Raw genomic sequence first — 24,270 nt, forward strand, 5'->3', positions numbered from 1 at the left:
CCGGATACCCTGGAGGCGTGACGTTCCCGGTAGTCGGCATGGTCGGCGGCGGACAGCTCGCCCGCATGACCCACGAGGCGGGCATCCCCCTCGGCATCAAATTCAAGATCCTCAGTGACACCCCGCAGGACTCGGCGGCCCAGGTCGTGAGCGACGTCGTCATCGGCGACTATCGCGATCTGGAGACACTGCGCGCCTTCGCGCGCGGCTGCGACGTGATCACCTTCGATCACGAGCACGTGCCCACCGAGCACCTCCGGGCCCTGGAAGCGGACGGCATCCCCGTCCGCCCGGGGCCCGACGCGTTGGTGCACGCCCAGGACAAGGGGGTGATGCGCGCCAAGCTCGACGAGATCGGCGCGCCCAGCCCCCGCCACCGGATCGTGCGCGATCCGGCGGACGCGGCGGCCTTCGCGGACGAGGTGGGCGGCTTCCCCGTCATCCTCAAGACGGTGCGCGGCGGGTACGACGGCAAGGGCGTGTGGTTCGTCCGCACCCCCGAGGACGCGGAGGCCCCGTTCAAGGCGGGCGTCCCGGTCCTCGCGGAGGAGAAGGTCGAGTACGTCCGCGAGCTCGCGGCCAACATCGTCCGCTCCCCGCACGGCCAGGCGGTGGCCTACCCCGTCGTGGAGTCCGTCCAGGTGGACGGGGTCTGCGACACGGTGATCGCCCCCGCCCCGAACCTCTCCGAAGAGCTCGCGGGCGAGGCCCAGACCCTCGCCCTGCGCATCGCCAAGGAGCTGGGCGTGACCGGCCACCTGGCCGTGGAGCTGTTCGAGACCACCGACGGCCGCATCCTGGTCAACGAGCTGGCCATGCGCCCGCACAACAGCGGCCACTGGACCCAGGACGGCGCCGTCACCTCCCAGTTCGCCAACCACGTGCGCGCGGTCCTGGACCTCCCGCTGGGCGACCCGCGCCCCCGCGCCCGCTGGACGGTCATGGCGAACGTGCTGGGCGGGGACTTCCCCGACATGTACGCGGCGTACCTGCACTGCATGGCCCACGACCCGCAGCTGAAGATCCACATGTACGGCAAGGACGTGAAGCCCGGACGCAAGGTCGGCCACGTCAACACCTACGGCGACGACCTGGACGACGTGCTGGAGCGCGCACGCCACGCTGCCGACTACCTCAGAGGAACGGTCACCGAATGAGCACCTCCGCCGCTGGTCCCGTCATCGGCATCGTCATGGGCTCCGACTCCGACTGGCCGGTCATGGAGGCCGCCGCCCAGGCCCTGGACGAGTTCGAGATCCCGTACGAGGTCGACGTCGTCTCCGCGCACCGGATGCCGCGCGAGATGGTCGCGTACGGGGAGCAGGCCGCCGGACGCGGCCTGAAGGCGATCATCGCCGGCGCGGGCGGGGCCGCCCACCTGCCGGGCATGCTCGCCTCCGTCACCCCGCTGCCGGTCATCGGCGTGCCGGTGCCGCTGAAATACCTCGACGGCATGGACTCGCTGCTGTCGATCGTCCAGATGCCCGCCGGAGTTCCCGTCGCCACCGTCTCGGTCGCCGGCGCGCGCAACGCCGGACTGCTCGCCGTACGGATGCTGGCCGCGCACGACCCGGAGCTGCTGGGCCGGATGCGGGAGTTCCAGCAGGAGCTGAACGACCAGGCCACCGACAAGGGCAAGCGACTGCGGGCGAAGGTCGCGGGAGCGGACTCCTTCGGATTCGGCAAGTGAGCGCCGCGCAGCGCCTGGACGAGGCGCGCGGGCTGCTGGCCGAGCACCCCGTCGTGGACGGCCACAACGACCTGCCCTGGGCGCTGCGCATGGGGTCCCCCCGTCCGGAGGACGGGGGGAAGGTGCGCTACGACCTGGCGCGGCGGGACATCGCGCAGGACCAGTCCGCCCACCTGCACACCGACATCCCCCGGCTGCGCGCCGGCGGGGTCGGGGCGCAGTTCTGGTCGGTGTACGTGCGCTCCGACTACGCGGGCGACGAGGCGGTCAGCGCCACCCTGGAGCAGATCGACGTCGTCGCCCAGCTGATCGACCGCTACCCCGGCGACCTGGTGCGGGCGCTGACGGCGGACGACATGGAGGGGGCCCGCGCCGACGGCCGGATCGCCTCGCTGATGGGCGCCGAGGGCGGCCACTCGATCAACAACTCGCTGGCCACCCTGCGCGCCCTGTACCGGCTGGGCGTGCGGTACATGACGCTCACGCACAACGACACCATCGACTGGGCCGACTCGGCGACCGATGAGCCCCGCCACGGCGGCCTCACCGGCTTCGGCCGCGAGGTCGTCCGCGAGATGAACCGCGTCGGCATGCTGGTCGACCTCTCGCACGTGGCCGCGACGACGATGCGCGACGCGCTGGCCGTCTCGGCCGCGCCGGTGATCTTCTCGCACTCCTCCGCACGGGCGGTGTGCGACCACCCGCGCAACATCCCGGACGACGTGCTGGCGCTGCTGCCCGCCAACGGCGGGGTCGCGATGGCCACCTTCGTACCGAAGTTCATCCTCCCGGCCGCCGTCGAGTGGACCCTGGCCGCGGACGAGAACCTGCGGTCGCACGGTTTCCACCACCTCGACACCACGCCCGCGGCGATGGCCCTGCACCGGGCCTTCGAGGCGCGGCGCCCGCGCCCGGTGGCCAACGCCGCCACGGTGGCGGACCACCTGGACCACATGCGCGCGGTGGCCGGGATCGACCACATCGGCATCGGCGGGGACTACGACGGCACCGCCTTCACCCCGTCCGGACTGGACGACGTGGCGGGCTACCCGAACCTGATCGCGGAACTGCTGGACCGCGGCTGGTCGAAGGCCGACCTGGCGAAGCTGACCTGGTCCAACGCGGTACGGGCGCTGCGCGACGCGGAATCGGTGGCGCGCGGTCTCGCGGAGACCCGGGGCCCGTCGAACGCGGTGATCCCGCCGGTGCCGTAGGCCCGACGGGGCCCGCTGCGGGCCCGACGGGGCCCGCAGCCCGCAGCCCGGCGGATGTGATGACCTGGTGTGACCTGTCGGTTACACCCGAACGCCCCATCCGCCGGGCGATCCAGGCGTCCCACATGTCACGGTGGCACCACCTCTCCCTGCTGCCGCCGAGACCGGAGCGAACGCCATGGCCGACCTGCAGGATGAACCCCACTCCGTGGGCATCGGAGCGGAGTACCTCCCGGCTCCCGCGGTTCCCGCCGTTCCCGCGGCGCCGGCCGTTCCCGCGGCGCCGGCCGTTCCCGCGGCGCCGGCCGTTCCCGCGGCGCTGCCCTGCGCCCTCGACCGGGCCGCCGCGCTGCTGTCCGTGCATCCCGTCGCGGACGGGTGCAACACGCTCGTCTGGACCCTGCGCCAGAGCCCGTACCACGACATCGGCACCCCGGACGCCGGCGTGGACACCGACATCCCGCGGTTGCGCGCCGGGGGAGTGGGGGCCCAGTTCTGGTCCCTGCTCGTGCCGTCGGGCCGCCCGGGCGGGGCCGCGGCCGCCGACCGGGTCGTCTCCGACACCCTGGAGCAGATCGACGTCGCACTGACCCTGGTGCGGGACTACCCCGACAGCCTCCTCCTCGGCCTGACCGCGGACGACATGGCCGACGCCCGCAACCGCAACCGGATCGCCTCGTTCCTCGGCCCCGTCCCCGGCCGTACGCTGACCGACTCGCTGGGCGCGCTGCGCGCCTTCCACGCCCTGGGCGTACGCATCCTCGCGCCCGCCGGGGCGCCCTGGGCGCAGGACGGCCTGACGGCCTTCGGCCACGAGGTGGTCAAGGAGGCCAACCGGCTGGCCGTGCTGCTGGACCTCACCGACTGCCCGCCGGCGACCGCCTGCCAGGTGGCCGGGGCCTCGAAGGCGCCGGTGATCATCTCGAACACGGCGGCGGCCGCACTGAACCCCCACCCGGGCAACGTCACCGACGAGGTCCTGCTCGCGCTGCGGGCGGCCGACGGGCTGGCGATGGTCACCTTCGACCCCGCGCGCACCGGCGACTCCCTGCACGCGGTGGCGGACCACGTGGACCACGTACGGGCCGTGGCGGGCCCGAACGCCGTCGGCCTCGGCGCCGCCTTCGGCTCCGAACCGGGCAGCCCCCGCCCGGCGGGCCTCACGGACCCCTCGGGCTACCCGAAGCTCATCGCGGAGCTGCTGGAGCGGGGCTGGCCGGAGGCCGACCTCGCCCTGCTGACCTGGGGCAACGCCCAGCGGGTGCTGCGCGACGCGGAGTTCACGTCCCGCGCGGCCCAGCACCGCCGCTCGTCGCCCTAGCCGCCCGCGGGCGGCGGCGCCCCCTAGCCGGCGCAGAGGCACACCGGGTGCCCGGCCGGGTCGGCGTAGACCCGCCAGGAGCGGGCCCGGTCACCGGCGTCCAGGGGCACGGCCCCCAGGGCGAGGATGCGCTCCTCCGCCGCGTCGAGGTCCTCCACGGTCAGGTCCAGGTGGAACTGCTGCGAGCCCTCCGGGGCCGGCCACTTCGGCGGTACGTGGCCGGGGGCCAGCTGGAAGGCCAGCGGGGTGCCCCCGTGCCCCTCCAGGTCCACCCAGGTGTCGTCCCCGGTGCTGGGCGTGCCGCCCAGCAGGCCGGCGTAGAAGGCGGCGAGGGCGGGCGGGTCGGGACAGTCGAGGACGACGGTGCCGAGCGTGGCGACGGCCATGGTTCTCTCCTAGCGGTTACCGGTAGATGACTTCAAGCGGTAACCGCGACTCTACGCGTTACCTCTTGCCGAAGCCAAGAGGTAACGTCGTGTCCATGAGTGGACGCGCACCGGCACCCGGCGGGCTCGCACTGGTGGAACAACTCGTCAACACGCTGAGCGTGGACACGGGGGACGACCGCCTCGCGGCCGAGTTCGGCCTGTCCGGCGCGGTCCTCGCGGACGCGGCGGAACTCCGCGAAGCGCTGCGCGAGGCCCTGTTCGCGCACGCGGGCCACGCGTTCCCGGCCGGCGCGGCCGACCGCCTGAACCGGCTGCTCGCCGCGGCCCCGCTGGCCGTACGCGTCGACGCGGCCGGCGCCGCGGTCCTGGTCCCCGCGGGGGAGCCGTCCCTGGCCTCGGGGGTCGCCGAGGCCGTCGCCGGGGCGGCCGCGGACGGCACCTGGCCCCGGCTGAAGGCCTGCGCGGCGGACGACTGCCGGTGGGCGTACTACGACCGCAGCCCGGCGGGCCGCGGCCGCTGGTGCAGCATGTCGGCCTGCGGCAGCCGCGCCAAGATGCGCACCTACCGCGCCCGCGGCTGACCGGCCGCGCCGGGGACGTACGCCGCGGCCGGAGACCGGCTACGCGCGCGGGCGGCCCATCGCGCGGTAGGTCCAGCCGGCCGCGCGCCAGCGCTCGGGGTCGAGGGCGTTGCGGCCGTCGAGGACGAGCGGGTCGGTGACGACCGAGGCCAGCTCGGCCGGGTCGAGGTCGCGGAACTCGCGCCACTCGGTCAGGTGCAGGACCACCTCGGCCCCGCGGGCCGCCGCGAGCGCGGAGTCGGCGTACGCGAGGGTCGGGAAGACCCGCCGCGCGTTGTCCATGCCCTTGGGGTCGTAGACGGTGACCTGGCCGCCCTGCAGGTGGATCTGCCCGGCCACGTTCAGCGCGGGCGAGTCGCGGACGTCGTCCGAGTCGGGCTTGAACGTGGCGCCGAGCACGGCGACCCGCTTGCCGAGGAACGAGCCGCCGACCGCGTCGCGCGCCAGCTCGACCATGTGCCCGCGGCGCCGCATGTTGATGGAGTCGACCTCCCGCAGGAAGGTCAGCGCCTGGTCGGCGCCCAGCTCGCCGGCCCGCGCCATGAAGGCCCGGATGTCCTTGGGCAGGCAGCCGCCGCCGAAGCCGATGCCGGCCCGCAGGAACTTCTTGCCGATCCGCTCGTCGTGGCCGATGGCCTCCGCCAGCTTCACCACGTCGCCGCCGGCCGCCTCGCAGACCTCCGCCATCGCGTTGATGAAGGAGATCTTGGTCGCGAGGAAGGAGTTGGCGGCCGTCTTGACCAGTTCGGCGGTCGGGAAGTCGGTGATGACCAGCGGGGTCCCCTCCGACATCGGCGTCTCGTACACCTCCCGCAGCAGCTTCTCGCCGCGCTCGCCCTGGACGCCGATCACGATCCGGTCCGGGTGCAGGGTGTCCTGCACGGCGAAGCCCTCGCGCAGGAACTCCGGGTTCCACGCCAGCTCCACGTCCGCGCCCGCCGGGGCCAGCTCGGCGAGCTTCGCCGCCAGGCGCTCCGCCGAGCCGACCGGCACCGTGGACTTGCCGACCACCAGCACCGGGCGCGTCAGATGCGGGGCGAGCGAGGCCATCGCCGCGTCCACGTAGGACATGTCGCAGGCGTACTCGCCGTGCTTCTGCGGAGTGTTCACGCACACGAAGTGGACGTCGCCGAACGCGCCGACCTCCTCCCAGGAGGTGGTGAACCGCAGCCGCCCCGTGGAGCCCGGCAGCCCGGCGACGTGCGCCGCGAGGAGCTCCTCCAGCCCGGGCTCGTACATGGGCACCCGGCCCGACGCCAGCATCGCGATCTTCTCCGGAACCACGTCCAGCCCGAGCACCTCGAACCCCAGCTCGGCCATCGCCGCGGCGTGCGTGGCGCCTAGGTAACCGGTGCCGATCACAGTGATCCTGAGGGGGGCCATGGGTGCTCCAGAGGTGCGGGGCCGTTTGCGGCCACGAGCATAGTCGTGCCTGGCAGGGGGGACGTTCCCCAGGCGGCCCCAGCTGTCACGCAACTCACGTGGGCGGTCCATATCGCCATACGGACGCCGGACACTAAGCTTGGGGTTACTTAACGGTAGTTAGCATCACGCATCACCTTTGGGGAGTGAAAGTCTTGGCGGGTTCTGCCGACTTCGACCTGTACCGCCCGGCCGAGGAGCACGACATGCTCCGCGAGTCGGTCCGCTCGCTCGCCGAGGCGAAGATCCTGCCGTTCGCCGCCGCGGTCGACGAGGAGTCCCGCTTCCCGCAGGAGGCCCTCGACGCCCTGGTCGCCAGCGACCTGCACGCCGTCCACGTGCCCGAGACCTACGGCGGCGCGGGCGCCGACGCCCTCGCCACCGTGATCGTGATCGAGGAGGTGGCCCGCGTCTGCGCGTCCTCCTCCCTGATCCCGGCCGTGAACAAGCTCGGCTCGCTCCCGGTGATCCTCTCCGGCTCCGAGGAGCTCAAGGCCAAGTACCTCGGCCCGCTGGCCAAGGGCGACGCGATGTTCTCGTACGCCCTCTCCGAGCCGGACGCGGGCTCCGACGCCGCCGGCATGAAGACCCGCGCCGTGCGCGACGGGGACTTCTGGGTGCTCAACGGCGTCAAGCGCTGGATCACCAACGCGGGCGTCTCCGAGTACTACACGGTCATGGCCGTGACCGACCCCGAGAAGCGCTCCAAGGGCATCAGCGCCTTCGTCGTGGAGAAGGGCGACGAGGGCGTGTCCTTCGGCGCCCCGGAGAAGAAGCTCGGCATCAAGGGCTCCCCGACGCGCGAGGTCTACCTCGACAACGTCCGCATCCCGGCCGACCGCATGATCGGCGCCGAGGGCACCGGATTCGCCACCGCGATGAAGACCCTGGACCACACCCGCATCACCATCGCCGCCCAGGCGCTCGGCATCGCCCAGGGAGCCCTGGACTACGCCAAGGGCTACGTCCAGGAGCGCAAGCAGTTCGGCAAGCCGATCGGCGACTTCCAGGGCGTGCAGTTCATGCTCGCGGACATGGCCATGAAGATCGAGGCAGCCCGCCAGCTGACCTACTCGGCGGCCGCCCGCTCGGAGCGCGTCTCCTCCGGAGGTCCCCACGAGGACCTGACCTTCTTCGGCGCGGCGGCCAAGTGCTTCGCCTCCGACGTGGCCATGGAGGTCACGACGGACGCGGTCCAGCTCCTCGGCGGCTACGGGTACACCCGCGACTACCCGGTGGAGCGCATGATGCGCGACGCCAAGATCACGCAGATCTACGAAGGCACGAACCAGGTCCAGCGGATCGTGATGGCCCGCAACCTGCCGTAGCACGTCTGACCTGCGCAAACGCGAACGACCCCCGGCATACCGCCGGGGGTCGTTCGCGTTTGCGGGCAGTGGGCTACTTGCCGGACGCGTCGAGGACGTAGGCGCCCATGCCCGTGACGGTATGCACCAAGCCTTCGTCCTTGGAGTACCTGTACTGCCCTGCGGAGGGTGTCCCGTGCAACGCCGAACTCCTCCTCCAGGGCCACCAGGCTGGGGATACGACGTCCGGGCGGGATGCTTCCGTCCCCAATACGTGCACGCAGGATCGTTGCGATCTGACGGTACGGCGGAACTGGTCCTTCCCGGTCAGCACTCATGGCCCACGACCCTAGGTGGCCACCAGGGACCTGCCATAGCCACCCCAGGGGGGTAGGCGGGGGTAGTAACCCTCCTCATGGTCGCGCGTCAACCCGGATGTGCGTGCGGTGCGAACGGCTCACCATGGACCCCATGGTCGTCTCCGAGGTGCACGCCGGATGGGGACCAGGGTTCAACGTCTACGCTTCCGCGTACGGATGAACGGGAGGTGCCGACTCGTTCCCGGAGTCGGCACCCTGGGCAGGCGCCCTCGGCCCGACCCAAGCGGAATCCCTCTCTCCTGGTGCGGTTATGCTCTGCGGCTGTCAGTCGTCAGTGCGCGGGTGAGGCGGAAACAAGGATGCTTACAGAACGCCAGATATCAGGAATACTCCGGCAGATCGCCCGCCAGGACGTCATCGAAATCGGCCCCGAGATGTCCACAGGACGGCTGGCCGCCCTGGCCTACATGGCCGAGCAGTACGGCTTTGAGTACGGTGAATCGCACCGGACAGGGGGGCAGAACAACTCGGTTGTCCTCGTCCAGATGTACCGAGACCCCCGCCCCGAGGCGCGTGCCCGCGAGGCGGCCACCATCGCCGCGTACCCGCAGGCGGGAAACGGCGGGGCGGTACCCGGGATGCGACAGGGGTCGCTGAAGCCCCTCCCCGAAGCGCATGAGGCCGTCGCCCGACTGAAGGACCGGATCGGGTTCGATGTCATGGCCAAGGCCGCGGACAAGCGCCAGAAGACGATCGCATGGGGATGGTGCGGGGTCCTGGTCCTCGTCCTGCTCATCATCGGGATGCCGGTTGCCGCGCTGGCCGGCGGCGCTGCGCTCGCAGCGTTCCTGACCGGAGCGTTCAAATTGGGCGAGTTCCGCCGACAGCGGATCGCACGGCGGCTGACAGACGCCGGGTTCGTTTCGGTACAGGACGAGTACGGGCGCCAGCGCTTTCTGCGTCCTGGTCAGCAACTGCCCGGCCACGCCAACCCGTTCGCCTCCTGACAGCTCGTCCACTCAGCGGAGCGGGCAGTGCAGTTCGGGGCTGGACCTGTTGGGTGAGCACGTCACCACGGCTACGGAATGGAAGAGCGTGCCGGCCAGGTAGTGGCCGAGCGACACATCCCCTTCGCCGGGGCAAACCCTGGAGTCCCCTTGCCCCGCGTCCGGGCCGACTCCGGACTGCTCCCGTTCCGGCATAGGCGATCTTGTCGGCTGGGATCTGGCCCGCGAGCCCGGCAGTGCCCCCCGCATGGGCTAAATTTGGACCCTCGCACGCAGGAATCGGTTGGGGAGAACGCAAATGACGGAAGCGATCCTGCTGGTCGGCGGCCAAGGAACGCGCTTGCGTCCCGTGACCGTGAACACGCCCAAGCCGATGGTCCCCACGGCCGGCGTCCCGTTCCTCGCCCACCAGATAGCCAGGGCCACCGCCGCGGGCGTCACGCACATCGTGATGGCCACCTGCTACCTCGCCGAGGTCTTCGAGCCGTACTTCGGCGACGGCTCGGAGTTCGGCATCACCCTCGAGTACGTGGTCGAGGACGAGCCCCTGGGCACCGGCGGGGCCATCCGCAACGCCGCGCAGCGCCTGACGGGCGGCCCGGACTCCTCCGTCCTCGTCTTCAACGGCGACATCCTCACCGGCCTGGACATCGCCGGGCTCGTCTCCGCTCACGAGGCGGCCGACGCGGACGTCTCCCTGCACCTGGTGCAGGTCGAGGACCCGCGCGCCTTCGGCCTGGTCCCCACCGACTCCGACGGGCGGGTGCTGGCCTTCACGGAGAAGCCGCAGACCCCGGAAGAGATCATCACCGACCAGATCAACGCCGGCTGCTACGTCTTCCGCCGCAGCGTCATCGACTCCATCCCGGCCGGCCGGCCGGTCTCCGTCGAGCGCGAGACCTTCCCCGGTCTCCTCGCCTCCGGGGCCAACCTCCACGGAGTCACCGAGAACACGTACTGGATGGACCTCGGCAAGCCGGAGGCCATCGTCCAGGCCTCCGCCGACCTGGTCCGCGGCGTGGTCTCCTCCCCGGCCGTCCCCGGGCGCCGCGGCGAGTCCCTGGTGCTGCCCGGCGCCGAGGTCGCCGCCGACGCGAAGCTGTCGGGAGGAACCGTCGTGGGCGCCGGAGCCCGCATCGAGGCCGGGGCGGTCGTCGAGGGCTCCATCGTGCTGGCCGGGGCCTTCATCGGCCCGGACGCGCAGGTCAGCGCCAGCCTGATCGGCGCCGGGGCCTCGGTCGGCCCCCGCAGCGTGCTCGACAGCGCGGTCATCGGCGACGGGGCCGTCGTCGGCGCCGACAACGAGCTCCGCGCCGGCGTCCGCGTGTGGTGCGGCGCCGAGCTGCCCGCCGCCGCGATCCGCTTCTCCTCCGACTCCTGACACCGACGGCTCCTGACTCCCGACGTACGGGAGGGGGTGGCGGGAGACCCCGCCACCCCCTCCCGCCGTCACCCGGCCGGCCGGGCGCCGCTCACTGGCCGCGGACGGTGACCTTCTCGTCGTTCTGGATCTGCTTGACCAGCTGCTGCACCTTCGCCTTGTCCCAGACGAGGTTCCCGCCGCGCTGACCGGAGATCGGCATGTTCATCGAGACGCCGTCACCGCCGTTGACGCCCTTCATCGCGAAGAACATCTGGCCCATGTCCCACAGGCCCATGTCCTTGTCCACGATCAGCGTGTCCAGGCCCGCGCCCAGCATCGGGTAGAGCGAGAACGGGTTGAGGACCGTCCCCGGCGTCGCCGCCTGGCTCGCGAGCGCCGACAGGAACTTCTGCTGGTTCTTCGTCCGCTGGAGGTCCGACTCGGCGAAGGCGTACCGGGTCCGTACGAACGCCAGCGACTGCTCGCCGTTCAGCGTCTGCTTGCCGGCCTGGAAGTCGGCGCCCGACTTCTCGTCCTTGAAGGCCTTCTCGATGTCGAGCTCCACCCCGCCCAGCGCGTCCACGATGTTCGCGAAGCCGGCGAAGCCGATCTCCGCGTAGTGGTCGATGCGCAGGCCGGTGTTGTGCTCCACCGTCCGTACGAGCAGCTCCGGACCGTCCTCCGCGTACGCCGCGTTCAGCTTGACCCGCCGCCCCTCGCCCGCGAACTTCTTGCCCGACTGGGAGCCCACGAACGACGGGATCTCCACGTCCGAGTCGCGCGGCAGCGAGATCATCGTGTTCCCGCTGGAGCACTTGGCCAGGATCATCATCGAGTCGGTCCGCTTGCCCTCGGCCGAGCCCGTGTGGAGCTTCTTCTTCTCCTCGGCGGACATGCCCTCGCGGCTGTCGGAGCCCACGATCAGGTACGTCGTGCAGTCCCCCTCCTTCGGGCGCTCGATCACCTTGGCGAGGTCCACCTCCCGGCGCACCTTGGAGTCGGCCCAGAAGTAGGTGGCGACCGTCGTCACCAGCAGTGCGGAGACCAGCACGATCGAGCCGACCTTGATCCGCCTGCGCCAGTCCGGAGCCGGGCCGGGCGCCCGCCCGGGGCGGCCGGGCCCCGACGGCGGCTGCGTCGGCCCGCCGGGCCCCGCGGGGCCGGCCGGCGAGCCGTAGACCTGGCCGGTGTTGTAGCCGCTGTCGAAGCCGCCGTAGGTGTCGTGGCCCTGCGCGTGCTGCGGGGGCACTCCCGGTACGGGCGGCGCCGGAGTTCCGGGCCGCCGGCCGGGCGGCGGGACCGCCGGGCGCGGGGGCTGCTGCCGCTGGACGTGCCGCATCCGCTGCGCGCCCTCGGGCCGCGCCTGCGCGCTGCCGCGTCCGTACCCGTCGTCAGGGCGGTCGCGCTCGTCGCGGTCGCCGTTCCGCCCTGCTGGCCAGTCATTCATGCGCCCTAGGATGCACGCCCGGGCGTGTCGTCCGACAGCCCGGGTGGCGTTCCGTACCGGTGCTGTTGCAGAGCTGATGCCTCCGGTACCCAACTAAGGTATGCGTATGACAGACATACCGGTCGAGCTGCCGGGGAAGCCGACCGCGGCCTCCCGGACCACCCTCAGCCACATCATGACCGCGAACGACACCAACCTCCTCGGCACCGTGCACGGCGGTGTGATCATGAAGCTGGTGGACGACGCGGCCGGAGCCGTCGCCGGCCGCCACTCCGGCGGCCCCGCGGTCACCGCGTCCATGGACGAGATGGCCTTCCTGGCCCCCGTCCGCGTCGGCGACCTCGTCCACGTGAAGGCCCAGTGCAACTGGACCGGCCGCTCCTCGATGGAGATCGGCGTACGGGTCCTGGCGGAGCGGTGGAACGAGTCCACCCCCGCCACCCAGGTCGGCAGCGCCTACCTCGTCTTCGCGGCGGTCGACGCCGAGGGCAAGCCCCGCACGGTGCCGCCCGTGCTCCCGGAGACCGAGCGCGACGAGCGGCGCTACCAGGAGGCCCAGATCCGCCGCACCCACCGGCTCGCCCGCCGCCAGGCGATCATGGCGCTGCGCGAGGAGCGGGCGGCGCAGGGCTTCGACGACTGACGGCCGCCGGCCGGCCTCCGCCACCACGAGGCCGGCAGCGGCCACCGGCCGTCACGGCGCCGGCGCCCCCGCCACCCGCGGCCGCCCCGGCTACGTCCCGCAGACCACCTGGTCGCCGGTGACCGCCCCGGTCGCCCCGCCCTGGTACGGGTCCTCCGCGCGCACCGGAACCACCTTGCGGTAGTCCGCGCCCGCGATCACCACCACGGTCCGCCCCTGCCCCGGTACGGCCCGCAGCTCGCTGCCCGGCAGGGCCGTGGACACCGTACGGGCGGAGCGGTCCCAGCGCGGGTCGTACGTGATCACCGTGCGCTTGACCTCGCGGCTGGCGCCGTTGCCCGGGGCCCGGGTGGTGTCGAAGCCGGTGGCGCGCAGGGCCGCGTCCACCCGCCCGCCCAGACCGTCGATCCGCGTCCCGTTCTCCACCTGGACCCGGATCTGCTGCGGCGGCACGTCCACCGGCACGGACGCCGGCCGGCCCCGGCCCGGACCGGGCCGGGCGGGGGCCAGCGGCCGGTCCTCCCGTACCGCCGCGAACAGCTTGGCCGCCTTCGCCTCGTCCCACTTCACGGTGGAGCCGATGCCCTTGACCCGGTACGAGGGGCTGCCGATCGGCACCGAGGCGAACTCCGACGAGGACGGGGTGAAGTCCCGCATGGCCTGGCCGAGCGCGAGCATCTGCTCCGAACCGAAGCCGGTGTCGGCCCGGACCGACCCGAGCAGGGTGGAGCTGACCTGCTTGAACTTGACCGGGTTCAGCAGCACCCCGCCGCCGGTCGCCTGCTTGATCAGGGCGGCGATGAACCGCTGCTGGCGCTGCATCCGGCCCAGGTCGGACGCCCCGTCGATGTGGCGCGAGCGCACGTACTGCAGGGCCTGGCCGCCGGTGAGCCGGTGCGTGCCGGGCAGCAGGTCCAGGCCGGTGGAGGTGTCGCGCATGGTCTTGGCGGTGCAGATCTCCACGCCGCCCATCGCGTCGACCGTCCTCATGAAGCTGGTGAAGTCGACCTCCAGGTAGTGGTCGATCTTCACCCGGGTCATGTTCTCCACGGTCCGCACGGTCAGGTTCGGCCCGCCCTCCGCGTACGCCGCGTTCAGCTTCACGGGGTGCGGCTTGTGGGCCTTGCCCGTGACCAGGTCCTGGTGCGCGGGCACCTCGGCGTAGCTGTCGCGGGGCAGGCTGATCACGCTCGCCCGCTCCCGGTCGGCCGACAGGTGCACCAGCATGATCGTGTCGGTGCAGTGGCAGGGCGCGCCGCCGAGGCGGTACTCGCGCTTCTCCTCCGGGGTGATCTTCTCCCGGCCGTCGGTGCCGACCAGCAGGAAGTTCATGCCGTGCCCGGCCTGGGGGCGGTTCTTCATGTCCTTGAACGGGTCCACCCGCTCGATCCCGGTGTCCAGGCCGGTCATCACGGCGTGCCCGACGGCCCCCGAGCCCAGCACCACCACCGACAGGCCGGCCGCGAGCCGCACCCCCCACCGGGGCCGGTCACCGCGGTGCCGGGCCGGGCCGCCGCCGGGTCCGCGCCGCGCGCGCTGCGGCTCGGGCGGCCTGGCGGGACGGATGGGGCGGTGCGGCTGGGGCACGGTGGACACCTCCGCGTGGACAGCAGGGGGACGGTCGGTCGTTCCGTCTGATTCGGCTGAACAGTAGGCCCATACGATCAGCTTCTGTCCGTACCGCTCATTCGGCGCGCACCCGGTTCCCCCGTACGCGGTAACGTGACACCGATACCCGACCTTGAAGGACGACATGCCCGCCCAGCAGCCCGCAGTCTCGGTGATCATGCCGGTGCTCAACGAGGAGCACTACCTCCGCGATTCCGTCCGCCACATCCTGGAACAGGAGTACGCGGGCGAGATGGAGGTGGTGATCGCCCTCGGGCCGTCCACGGACCGCACCGACGAGATCGCCGCCGCACTCGTCGCCGAGGACCCGCGCGTCCACACCGTCCCGAACCCCACCGGCCGGACCCCGGCGGCCCTCAACGCCGCCATCAAGGCCTCGCGACACCCCATCGTGGTGCGCGTCGACGGTCACGGCATGCTCTCCCCGAACTACATCGCCACCGCCGTCCGCCTCCTCGACGAGACGGGCGCGCAGAACGTCGGCGGCATCATGCACGCCGAGGGCGAGAACGCCTGGGAGGAGGCCGTCGCCGCGGCGATGACCTCCCGGATCGGCGTCGGCAACGCGCCCTTCCACACCGGCGGCCGGGCCGGACCGGCCGAGACGGTCTACCTCGGCGTCTTCCGCCGCGAGGCGCTGGAGCAGCAGGGCGGATACAACGAGGAGTTCATCCGCGCCCAGGACTGGGAGCTGAACTTCCGCATCCGCGGGGCGGGCGGCCTGATCTGGTTCTCGCCGGAGCTGAAGGTCCAGTACCGGCCGCGGCGTTCCGTACGGGCCCTGGCCAAGCAGTACAAGGACTACGGGCGCTGGCGCCACGTGGTGGCCCGCTACCACTCGGGCTCCATCAACCCGCGCTACCTCGCCCCGCCGACGCTCGTGTGTGCCCTCGCGGCGAGCGTGGTCGTCGGCGCGGCCGTCACCCCGTGGGGCTTCGCGGTCCCGGCCGGCTACCTCGCGGGCATCGTCGTCGGCGCGGTCCCGGCGGGCCGGGGCCTCCCCCTGAAGGCCCGGGTACGGATCCCGGTGGCCCTCGCCACCATGCACCTGTGCTGGGGCTTCGGCTTCCTGACGAGCCCGCGCGCGCTGGCGAAGCGGCTGATCGCGACCCGCCGCCCGGTGGTCAGGCGCGACGCCTCGCAGGTCTGACCCGTACGCGGGCACGCACGGCGCGAGGGGCCCGGCGGCTGTGACCACACAGCCGCCGGGCCCCTTCGTACGTACGCCGCTACCAGGTGAAGCCGGGCTGGACCGGCATGCACGCCTGGTCGTTGTCGCCGTTGAGCGGGCGGGCGGAGTCCGGCGCCTTGGTCGGCGCGGGCGGCGGCGGGGTCGGCGCGTCGCCGGTCCGCCAGTCCTTGCCGACGAACAGGACGATGCCGGACACCTCGCCGGACTTCTGCACCGAGGACGCCGGCAGCCCGAGCGCGGTCGCCAGGGCGGCGGCGCTGCCCGCCTGGTCCGCGGCGGAGAAGCGGACCACCGTCACGTCCTCGGCGCCGGTCCGGTTGTCGGCGACGGCCTTGGTGTAGCCCTTGCCGCCCAGCAGGGCGGTGACGTCGCGCGCCCGGTTCCGGGCCGGGGCCTCGGCGCCGTCCTTGCCGCCGGAGGCGTTGCGGACGCTGACCGCGGTCTTCGCGGGCGGCTCGGCGGCGGCGGTCGGCTGGGCCGCGGGCGCCGTCGGCGCCGGGGTGCCGGTCGCGGCCGACGGGGAGGCGGCGGGGTCCGCGGGCGTCCCGGAGCCCTTGCCGTCGAGGGCGATGTCCTCGCGGACCATCCGGAACAGGTCCTCGGCCTCGCCCGACTTGGGCTCGACCCGCCCGTCCATGCCGGACCGGGTGCTGTAGACCCACGGCATGGTGGTCATGGTGATCCGGCCCGGCGGGACCTTCTTGAGCTCCATGCTGAGGTCGAACAGCTTGTCTATCTTGTTGAGGCCGGTGTCCACGACCATGGCCTCGATGGCCGCCTGCGCCAGGCTGTTGAGCTTCACCGGGTTGGTGAGCTTGGCGTTCTTGCGGAACTCGCGGGCCATCGAGTTCATGTACTGGTGCTGGGCGTGGGTGCGGCCGATGTCGGTGCCGTCCTCGAAGCCGTAGCGGGTGCGCAGCCACTGGAGGGCCTGCTGGCCCTGGATGACGCTCTCGCCCTTCGGCAGCTTCAGGCCGGAGCCCTTGCCGTCGCGGGTGAGGGAGTGCACGTTCTGCTCGACGCAGACCGGGACGCCGCCGATGGCGTCCGCCATCGAGACCACGCCCTTGAAGTCGATCATCATGAAGTGATCGATGGGGATCTTGGTCAGTTCCGTCCAGGCGGCCACCGTGCAGCCCGGTCCGCCGCGGCTGAGGGACTCGTTGGTCTGGACGAGCCCCTTGCTGGCCTCGTGCACCTTGCCGCCCGGCTCGGTGCACTTGGGCATCATCAGGATCGTGTCGCGCGGCATCGACACCACGGACATGTTGCTGCGGTCGGCGGAGAGGTGCAGCAGCATCTGTACGTCCGCGAGGGGCGGGCCGTCGAAGGTGTCGGTGGCGCCGCCGAGGGCCTGGTTCGCCGCGTCGTCACGCGCGTCGGAGCCGATGAGCAGGATGTTCAGCGGGGTCTGGCCGAAGGCGTTGGGCTTGGAGCCGCCCAGTTTGTTCTCGCCGAGGTTGAGGGCGTCGGTCTGGATGCTGCCGTTCAGGTGGCGGTAGTACAGGTAACCGGCCGCCCCCGTGCCGAGTATGAGCAGGGACAGCACGGAGGCCGTCCAGCGCAGCACGCGCCGTCGTCCCCGCCGGCCGCCCGCCGCCCGCCGGGCGGCCCGGGAGCCGTCCCGCGGCGGAGGCACCGCGCCGGAGGCGCCCGTACCGTCGCCGGAGCCGGCAGTGCCGGCAGAGTCACCGGAGTCGCCGGATATGCCGCCGGACGTGTCTCCGGCGGTCCCGGCGGTCCCGGCGGTCCGAGCGGTCGCCCCCTCCCTCCGCACGCTGCTGTGCCTCACGCGTCCCCCCATCAAGATCCCCTCGTGCTTCGTGTGGTGCCGGTCCTACCGGCCGTGATCGGTCATTTCACGCAGACCGCCTTGTCCGCCTCGGTGCGCTGGACGTTCTCGGGCAGCTGCTGGGGCGCCGGCGCCGTCAGCGGGGTGCCCGGCTCCTTGAAGTCCGGACCCAGCGTCAGCTTCATCGGGGTCTTCGCCGCGGCGTCCGCCGTGCCCACCTTCATGGAGGTCGCCTGGAGGCCCAGCAGGTCCGCGAGCGCCCGGGCCTGGTCGGCCTGGTTGGGCGCGTACTCCAGCTGGGTGGCGCCCACCTTCGCGGGTGCGTTGCCGCGGTTGCTGCTCCTGGACACGCCCTTGGTGTTCTGGAGCCAGTTCAGGGTGGTGGAGGCCGAGCCCTTGGGGCCGCCCCCGTTGTACACGTCCACCCGTACGTCGGCCGCGGCCGCGCGGCCGCCCTGGAGCAGGGCGTCCTGCTTGGCCTTCGCGTCGGCGTCGGCCGACTCCTTCGCGGCGGCCTCCTTCTTCTCGACCTCCGTGAGCGAGACGTCCCCCCGGACCATCTTCAGCAGCGGATCGGCCAGTTCCTGGTTGAGCACGACGGTCGCCTTGACCTTCTCGGCCGGGTTGTCGAGGACCGGCAGGGTCGTGAAGGTGACGTTCTTGAGGTCGATGTCCTTCAGTTCGCCCGCCAGGTCGGTGAGTTTGTCGATGGAGCCCAGACCCTGATCGACGGTCAGCGACTTGGTGGCGGCCTCCGCCAGCGAGAAGAACTTCTTCGGGCTGGTCAGCGTCTCCTTCGACTTCATCTCGCGCATCATCGAACTCAGGAACGCCTGCTGGGTCTTGATGCGGTCCAGGTCGCTCTCGTTGCCGAAGGCGTGCCGGGTCCGTACGAACGCCAGTGCCTCCTCGCCCGCCAGGCGGTGTTCGCCCGCGCCCAGTTTGAGCTTGGAGTCCCTGTCGTCGACGGCCTTCTCCAGGCAGACGGGCACCCCGCCGACGGCAGTGCTGAGGTTCTTCACCGCGTTGAAGTCGACCATCATGAAGTTGTCGACCTCGATGCCGGTGAGGGCCTTGACCGTACGCATCGTGCAGCCCGCGTCGCGCCCCTCCTGCCCGAGGCTGTTGTTGAACCGGGTGCCCTTGGTGGCCCCGATCTCCTTCGTCGACCCGTCCGGCTGCTTCGTCGGGCAGGCCGGGATGTCCGTGATCAGGTCGCGCGGAATGGACAGCGCGGTCGCGTTGCTGCGGTCCTTCGCGACGTGGAACAGGATCGTGGTGTCGGCGTGGCCGAGGCTGTTCGCGTCCCCGTAGCCCTCGTTACCGGCACCGCTGCGCTTGTCGGTGCCGATGACGAGGATGTTGATGGCCTCGTTCTTCCTGAAGCCGCCGGTGCCCGCGCCCGCGGTGTCCGTGATGGTGAGGTTGCCGTTCAGGTGCTGGTAGTAGAGGTACCCCGCCACCGAACCGCCGACCAGCAGGAAGGCCAGCGCCCCGCCGGTGATGACCAGCGACTTCTTGCGGCCGCCGCCACCGCCCGTGCGGGAGCGGCCGGTCCGCCGCCCGGGCGGGCCGCCGCCGCGCCGCGGCCCCGGAACGGCGGGGGAGGGGGCGGCCGGTGCGGGGGCCGGAGCGGTTCTCGATCTGCGCTGCGCCGAAACGGAGGGCCGCTGCCGCTGTTGCTGCTCAGCGGAGTCGGCCAGTCGCAGTTCGTAGTGGCCGGTGCGGGGGTTGATCACCCACTGGTCTGCGGGGTCGATCTCGTCGGCCCGCCCACGGCTTTGCGCATCCACGGTTGCTCGAATCCTCCGTCGGTGCATCGCGACGCGCCTCCCCCAGGCGCACGGTCAACGATCCGGCTGGTGCGTGGCCTCTTGGTCGGCCGGGCACCGGATCGCTCACCCTATCCGTCAGGTTCGGCTGCAAACCATGCTGGTGACAAATTCCACTTCCCTGATAACGGGGCGAAACGCCCATCACGCTCGGTTCGGTCACCGGCCTTTGGGATTGCTTTACCGGCAGTCGGCCGGGCCCGCCGTCGTTCCGGTGAAAGTGGGGACGGGGGCAGGGGCGGTTCCGGTTCCCGCGGAGGTCTCGGCGGGCTCCGTGGCGGCTGCGGAGGGCCGCTCGGACGCCGTCCCGGAACCGGGCTCCGACGTGTCCTGCGGCGTCGGCGGGGTCACCGTCACGGGCCGGTCCATCCGCAACTGCTCGAACAGCCGGGCGGCGTCCGGTTCCACCAGTTCGTCCCGGTTGGGATTGGGCGGGTACGGCCTCCGGGGCACCGTGAGGAACTTGACCTGGTCGGTCGGTATGTCCCGTACGCCCCGGACGAGTTCGTACAGCCCGCGCAGCGAGGCCAGCCCCGGGTCGGTGGTCACCGAGGAGGTCGCCGCGTCCAGCAGCGGGACCAGGCGGGCCGGATTGAGCAGCACACCGTTGCTCTGCACCTTCTTGACCAGCGAGCCGAGGAACTGCTGCTGGCGCTGCATCCGTTCGGTGTCGCTGCCGTTGCCCAGGCTGTGCCGGGCGCGCACGTAGCCCAGCGCCTGTTCGCCCCGCAGGGTGTGCAGCCCGGCGGGCAGCTTCGCCTTGGCCGCCGCGTCGTCCACCGGCTGCTCGAGGCAGACCTCCACCCCGCCCACGGCGTCGACCATCTTCTTGAAGCCGCCGAAGTCGACGACCATGTGGTGGTCGACGCGGATGCCGGTCAGCTTCTCGACCGTACGGATCGTGCAGGCGGCCCCGCCCCACTCGAACGACCAGTTGAACTGCGCGTACCGGGCTGCGGTGCGGGTCCCGTCCGGCTTCAGGCAGGACGGGATGTCGCTCATCAGGTCCCGGGGTATCGAGACCGCGGTCGCGCTCTTCCGGTCCGCGGGCAGGTGCAGCAGGATCACCGTGTCCGAGCGCTGCGTGCCCTTGTCGGTCCCGTAGGTGGCGTTCTCCTTGCCGGAGCGGGAGTCCGATCCGATCAGCAGGATGTTCTGGGACCCGGTGGCGAGGTTCGCCGGACGCTCCTTCTCGTAGCGCCTCAGCTCGGCCTCCGCCGAGGTGTCCGAGGTGATGTTGCCGTCGAGCCTGCTGTAGAGCCACCAGCCGGCGGCGGCGCCCCCCAGGACCAGTACGCAGGCCCCGACGCAGCTCCAGCGCAGCAGTCGGCGCCTGCGGACGGGCGGAGGCGGGGGAGTGCCTCCGCCCGCTCCGGCGCCGCCCGGTATGCCTGCGCTGTCCGTCACCCGCGTCAGTCCCCTCGCCGCTCCGGCAACAAGCCGTACGAGTGAGTGCGGCCATTGCCGATCCTGCCCCCGGCGCGCCGGGGCGGCCCGGGGGCGGGGGTCTGTCAAGGGCCGGGCGGGTGACAAATAGTCCGTTCTCCGCGTTTGGAGCGGGAGCGGAACCTCGCGGGGAGCGGGAAACGCGGCCGGTCAGGCGCGGTGCGTGACGCGCTCGCTCTCGACCCGCTGGGCCAGCCCGTCCGCCGGCAGGGCGTCCAGGTTCCGGCACAGCACCACGGAGCCGCCGCAGGCCAGGGCCGCGTACAGCCCGGCCGAGAGGCCCTCCCAGGTGTCGTAGCCGAGGCCGGTCAGCACCCGCGAACCCGGGCCGAGCCCGAGCTTGACCGCGTCCTCGCGGGCGCGGTCGATGAGCTGCGCGTACGAGAGCTCCTCGCCGCCGACGGCCAGCCCGGGCCCCCGCGGGTCCACCGGGGCGAACGGCGCGAAGCGGTCGCCCTGCCCCGGCACCTCCACCGCGTAGTCCGCGAACCCGTCCGGCGGCTGCGGGAACCGCCCGCCCAGCGGCCGCAGGGCCAGTGCCACGCGCTCCCCGGAGCAGGCGCGGGCCTCCTCCAGCGTGTCCGGCCCGCTGACCACGAGGTCGGCGCCGGCGGGATCGCCGCCCACCTCCGCCACGACCCCGACCGAGGCGCAGGCGAGCAGCCACACGGCGCTCTGCCAGTGCGCGGGGAGCAGCAGCGCCAGCCGGTCGCCGGGCTCGGCGCCCAGGTCGCCCTGGAGCAGGTTGGCGGTCTTGGCCACCCAATTGGCGAAAGTGGCGACGGACAATTCGACGCGCTCGCCGGTGGCGTCGTCGTAGAAGGTGACGAGCGGACGGCCCGGATCGGCGGCGAGCGCGGATCGCAGCAGGTCGGCAGGGGTGCGGTCAGTGGCGTTCACCCGGCACAGGGTACGCGGGCCCGTCCCCCGTACGAGGGGCCTCGGCTCCTCCGTACGGGGGAGGGGTACGCGGCGGTAATCGGACGGATCGTCAGTTCTCGGTTGGCGCCGGGCCGTGCGGGTGTTCAGCATCCTTTTCATGCGTGGATTCCTTGCTTCCTCGATCGGCGTCGCGACGGCCGCCGTACTGGCCCTGCCCCTCGCGCTCCCTACTCCGGCCCTGGCCGCCCAGTCCCCGGACGCGGTCTCCCCCGTGACCCCCGCCGGGTCCACCCGGTCGCTTCCGCTCGTCCCCGTGGGACCCGCCGCGGACCGCAGCCCCGGCGTCCCCGGCATGAGCGCCTCGCCCCGCCTCCCCGAGACGCAGGGCCTCGCGGCCCGCGAGGTCACGACGTTCTCGATGGTCGGCGTCGTCTGGGACGACGCCACCACCCAGCTCCACGGCCGGGTCCAGGTCCGTACCCGCTCCAAGGCGACCGCCACCTGGTCCGGCTGGCAGGACGTGGAGACCCACAACGACGAGCACGCCGCCGACCCCGACGCGGCGGAACGCGGCTCCGGCCGGGTCCGCGGCGCCACCGCCCCGCTGTGGGTCGGCGCGTCCGACGGGGTGGAGGTCCGGGTCCAGGCCGAACCGGGCACCCCGGCCACCCGCGCACCGGCCCGGCTCCCGTCGGGCCTGCGGATCGAACTCGTCGACCCGGGCGAGGAGACGCCCGGCCGGGGGACGGACGGCAAGAACTCCGGCCCCGGGGGCGACGAAAAGGGCGACGTGGCCCTGCCCGGCATGACGATGGAGATGGCCGAGTCCTCCGCGGCCAACCTGCCGCACGCGGCGCTCGGCGCCACCGAGATCTCCGCGCTCGACAAGGCCGACTCCACCGCCGACGCCGTCTTCGCCAGCGACGGCAAACTGACCGCCGCGGCCGCCCCGTACATCGGCCCGCGCCCGCGGATCGTCACCCGTGCGGGCTGGGGCGCGGACGAGAAGCTGCGCGAGCCCGGCTTCGGTTACACGAACACGGTCAAGGCCGCCTTCGTCCACCACAGCGCCTCGGGCAACAACTACGCCTGCAAGGACGCGCCCGCGGTGCTGCGCAGCCTGTACCGCTACCACGTGGTCAGCAGCGGCTGGCGGGACATCGGCTACAACTTCGCCGTCGACAAGTGCGGCACGGTCTACGAGGGCCGCGCGGGCGGCGTCTCCAAGGCGGTCCTCGGCGCGCACACCATGGGGTTCAACACGGACAGCATGGGCGTCGCGGTCATCGGCTCCTACACCAGTACGGCCCCTCCGGCGGCGGTCGTCGACTCGGTGGCCCGCCTCACGGCGTGGAAGCTGGGCCTCTTCGGCGCGGACCCCCGGGCGAAGACGACCCTGAAGTCGGGCGGCGGCAACCTGTACGCCAAGGGCAGCAACGTGAAGATGAACGTGATCTCGGGCCACCGGGACGGCTTCGCGACGGAATGCCCCGGCAAGCTCCTGTACGGCAGGCTCCCCACCACCCGCACCGCCTCGGCCCAGCTCCAGGGCCGCCCGTAGGCCGTCGAAAGACCGCGGGGGTACGGGACGGAGCCCCGGGCCCGGAGGGGGTCCGGGGCACCGCCCCCGGGGAACGGAGCAAGGGCGGGGCGGGGACCAGCCCCGCACGGCTACGCTCGAAGACATGGCCGGCCGCTTCGACCCCCTCACCCGCACCGCCGTACGCGGCGGCCGCACCACCGTGCCCGCGGCGCAGCCCGCGCCCCCCGGGGCCGCGCAGGCACCGGTAAGCGCCGCGCCCCCCGGGGCGGCGCAGGCCGCACCGGGCCCGGTCGCCGGGGCCGGAGCCGGGCAGCGGCGCCGCTGGACCCCCGACGGACCCCTGGACCTCGGGATCACCCTCGGCCCCCTGCGGCGCGGCCCCGGCGACCCCACCTTCCGCGCCGCCCCCGACGGCTCCGTCTGGCGCGCCAGCCGTACCCCGCAGGGCCCGGCCACCCTCCGGGTCTCCCGTACGGGCACGGGCGGCGGTACGGAGATCGGCGCCGAGGCCTGGGGACCGGGCGCCGACTGGATCCTCGACCGACTGCCGGGCCTGCTCGGCGCCGGCGACGACCCCGCCGCCTTCTTCCCCCGCCACCGGCTCGTGCACGCCAGCCACCGCCGCCGTCCGGGCCTGCGCCTGACGCGCACCGGCCTGGTCCTGGAGTCCCTGATCCCCACCGTCCTGGAGCAGAAGGTCACCGCCGACGAGGCCTACCGGGCGTGGCGCCGGCTCGTGCGCCAGTACGGCGAACCCGCCCCGGGCCCTCGGGACCTCGGCCTCCACGTCATGCCCACCGCCCGGGCCTGGGCCCTGATCCCGTCCTGGGACTGGCACCGGGCAGGAGTCGACGACAAGCGCGCCGCCACCATCGTCCGGGCCGCCCGCGTGGCGAACCGGATGGAGGAGGCCGCCGCGATGGAGCCCGGGCCGGCCGCCGCCCGGCTGGAGGCGGTCCCCGGCATCGGCCCCTGGACCTCCGCCGAGACGCTCCAGCGCAGCAACGGCGACCCGGACGCCGTCACCACCGGCGACCTCCACCTGCCCGGCATCATCGGCTACGCCCTCGCGGGGGACCGCGACGCCGACGACGCCGCCATGCTGGAGCTCCTCGCCCCGTACGCGGGACAGCGCCACCGGGCCGCCCGGCTCGTTCTCCTCGCGGGCCGCACCCCGCCCCGCCGCACGCCGCGCATGCCGAAGAGCGACATCGGCAAGCTCTGACGCCCGGACCGCCCGGACCGCCCGG

21 protein-coding genes are annotated in these 24,270 nt (G+C 72.6%); 12 read left to right on the top strand and 9 right to left on the bottom strand.

Annotated elements, in window-relative coordinates; translation table 11 throughout:
- The first annotated feature begins 38 nt into the window (after nt 1-38).
- From OTB16_RS21060 to OTB16_RS21075, 4 genes are all read left to right on the top strand, one after another.
- Complete coding sequence (locus OTB16_RS21060; protein WP_383906532.1) at nt 39-1,157, top strand: 5-(carboxyamino)imidazole ribonucleotide synthase; 1,119 nt, start codon at nt 39-41, stop codon at nt 1,155-1,157.
- On the top strand, nt 1,154-1,690 hold the full coding sequence (purE, locus tag OTB16_RS21065; protein ID WP_267721862.1) for a 5-(carboxyamino)imidazole ribonucleotide mutase: 537 nt from the start codon (nt 1,154-1,156) through the stop codon (nt 1,688-1,690). The genes OTB16_RS21060 and purE overlap by 4 nt, the downstream gene beginning before the upstream one ends.
- A complete protein-coding gene (locus tag OTB16_RS21070) occupies nt 1,687-2,904 on the top strand; it encodes a dipeptidase (protein WP_267721863.1) in 1,218 nt (405 codons plus the stop codon). Before purE ends, OTB16_RS21070 begins: the two co-directional genes overlap by 4 nt.
- 178 nt (nt 2,905-3,082) lie before the next feature.
- Nucleotides 3,083-4,225, top strand: coding sequence for a membrane dipeptidase (locus tag OTB16_RS21075; protein ID WP_267721865.1), 1,143 nt, complete (start codon nt 3,083-3,085; stop codon nt 4,223-4,225).
- Nucleotides 4,226-4,248: 23 nt separating this feature from the next.
- Here the strand turns inward: OTB16_RS21075 and OTB16_RS21080 are convergent, their stop codons facing one another.
- The gene (locus OTB16_RS21080; RefSeq protein WP_267721866.1) at nt 4,249-4,611 is read right to left on the bottom strand and encodes a VOC family protein; all 363 of its coding nucleotides are present in this window, start codon (nt 4,609-4,611) and stop codon (nt 4,249-4,251) included.
- A 95-nt stretch (nt 4,612-4,706) separates the two neighbouring features.
- Between OTB16_RS21080 and OTB16_RS21085 the strand changes: the two genes are divergently transcribed.
- Nucleotides 4,707-5,195, top strand: a complete 489-nt coding sequence (locus OTB16_RS21085; RefSeq protein WP_267721867.1) for a CGNR zinc finger domain-containing protein — start codon at nt 4,707-4,709, stop codon at nt 5,193-5,195.
- A 39-nt stretch (nt 5,196-5,234) separates the two neighbouring features.
- Here the strand turns inward: OTB16_RS21085 and OTB16_RS21090 are convergent, their stop codons facing one another.
- Nucleotides 5,235-6,578 (bottom strand): UDP-glucose dehydrogenase family protein, encoded by a 1,344-nt coding sequence (locus OTB16_RS21090; RefSeq protein WP_267721869.1) that lies wholly within the window; start codon nt 6,576-6,578, stop codon nt 5,235-5,237.
- A gap of 194 nt (nt 6,579-6,772) precedes the next feature.
- Between OTB16_RS21090 and OTB16_RS21095 the strand changes: the two genes are divergently transcribed.
- Nucleotides 6,773-7,945, top strand: coding sequence for an acyl-CoA dehydrogenase family protein (locus OTB16_RS21095; protein ID WP_267721870.1), 1,173 nt, complete (start codon nt 6,773-6,775; stop codon nt 7,943-7,945).
- Here the strand turns inward: OTB16_RS21095 and OTB16_RS21100 are convergent.
- Nucleotides 7,891-8,262, bottom strand: coding sequence for a GntR family transcriptional regulator (locus OTB16_RS21100; protein WP_267721872.1), 372 nt, complete (start codon nt 8,260-8,262; stop codon nt 7,891-7,893). The two genes, OTB16_RS21095 and OTB16_RS21100, sit on opposite strands and share 55 nt — an antisense overlap.
- Nucleotides 8,263-8,603: 341 nt before the next feature.
- Between OTB16_RS21100 and OTB16_RS21105 the strand changes: the two genes are divergently transcribed.
- Together OTB16_RS21105 and manB are read left to right on the top strand one after the other, a co-directional pair.
- On the top strand, nt 8,604-9,251 hold the full coding sequence (locus tag OTB16_RS21105) for a hypothetical protein (RefSeq protein ID WP_267721874.1): 648 nt from the start codon (nt 8,604-8,606) through the stop codon (nt 9,249-9,251).
- Between the two features lie 298 nt (nt 9,252-9,549).
- Nucleotides 9,550-10,632 carry a mannose-1-phosphate guanylyltransferase gene (gene manB, locus OTB16_RS21110; RefSeq protein WP_267721875.1) on the top strand — a complete coding sequence of 361 codons (1,083 nt, stop codon included), beginning with the start codon at nt 9,550-9,552 and terminating at the stop codon, nt 10,630-10,632.
- 91 nt (nt 10,633-10,723) lie between these two features.
- Here manB and OTB16_RS21115 read toward each other — a convergent pair whose 3' ends face one another.
- Entirely contained in the window at nt 10,724-12,061 is a 1,338-nt protein-coding gene (locus tag OTB16_RS21115; RefSeq protein WP_267721877.1) for an LCP family protein, read from the bottom strand.
- Between the two features lie 106 nt (nt 12,062-12,167).
- On the opposite strand from OTB16_RS21115, the gene OTB16_RS21120 reads away from it, so the two are divergent.
- Complete coding sequence (locus OTB16_RS21120) at nt 12,168-12,704, top strand: acyl-CoA thioesterase (protein ID WP_267721879.1); 537 nt, start codon at nt 12,168-12,170, stop codon at nt 12,702-12,704.
- Nucleotides 12,705-12,794: 90 nt separating this feature from the next.
- Here the strand turns inward: OTB16_RS21120 and OTB16_RS21125 are convergent, their stop codons facing one another.
- On the bottom strand, nt 12,795-14,291 hold the full coding sequence (locus OTB16_RS21125) for an LCP family protein (RefSeq protein ID WP_476470171.1): 1,497 nt from the start codon (nt 14,289-14,291) through the stop codon (nt 12,795-12,797).
- 166 nt (nt 14,292-14,457) lie between these two features.
- Between OTB16_RS21125 and OTB16_RS21130 the strand changes: the two genes are divergently transcribed.
- Nucleotides 14,458-15,483, top strand: a complete 1,026-nt coding sequence (locus OTB16_RS21130) for a glycosyltransferase family 2 protein (protein WP_267721882.1) — start codon at nt 14,458-14,460, stop codon at nt 15,481-15,483.
- Nucleotides 15,484-15,562: 79 nt separating this feature from the next.
- On the opposite strand, the gene OTB16_RS21135 is transcribed toward OTB16_RS21130, so the two are convergent.
- The 4 genes from OTB16_RS21135 to OTB16_RS21150 form a co-directional block, all read right to left on the bottom strand.
- The gene (locus OTB16_RS21135) at nt 15,563-17,329 is read right to left on the bottom strand and encodes an LCP family protein (protein WP_420717764.1); all 1,767 of its coding nucleotides are present in this window, start codon (nt 17,327-17,329) and stop codon (nt 15,563-15,565) included.
- A 50-nt stretch (nt 17,330-17,379) separates the two neighbouring features.
- Nucleotides 17,380-19,110 carry an LCP family protein gene (locus OTB16_RS21140; RefSeq protein WP_267721886.1) on the bottom strand — a complete coding sequence of 577 codons (1,731 nt, stop codon included), beginning with the start codon at nt 19,108-19,110 and terminating at the stop codon, nt 17,380-17,382.
- 219 nt (nt 19,111-19,329) lie between these two features.
- Entirely contained in the window at nt 19,330-20,556 is a 1,227-nt protein-coding gene (locus OTB16_RS21145) for an LCP family glycopolymer transferase (RefSeq protein WP_267721888.1), read from the bottom strand.
- A gap of 189 nt (nt 20,557-20,745) precedes the next feature.
- A complete protein-coding gene (locus OTB16_RS21150) occupies nt 20,746-21,495 on the bottom strand; it encodes a TIGR03089 family protein (protein ID WP_267721890.1) in 750 nt (249 codons plus the stop codon).
- A 139-nt stretch (nt 21,496-21,634) separates the two neighbouring features.
- Between OTB16_RS21150 and OTB16_RS21155 the strand changes: the two genes are divergently transcribed.
- Nucleotides 21,635-23,038, top strand: a complete 1,404-nt coding sequence (locus OTB16_RS21155) for a peptidoglycan recognition protein family protein (protein ID WP_267721892.1) — start codon at nt 21,635-21,637, stop codon at nt 23,036-23,038.
- A 124-nt stretch (nt 23,039-23,162) separates the two neighbouring features.
- Nucleotides 23,163-24,245, top strand: coding sequence for a DNA-3-methyladenine glycosylase family protein (locus OTB16_RS21160; RefSeq protein ID WP_267721894.1), 1,083 nt, complete (start codon nt 23,163-23,165; stop codon nt 24,243-24,245).
- Nucleotides 24,246-24,270 lie beyond the last annotated feature (25 nt).

The sequence above is a fragment of the Streptomyces antarcticus genome (genome assembly GCF_026627255.1).
GTDB lineage: Bacteria > Actinomycetota > Actinomycetes > Streptomycetales > Streptomycetaceae > Streptomyces > Streptomyces antarcticus.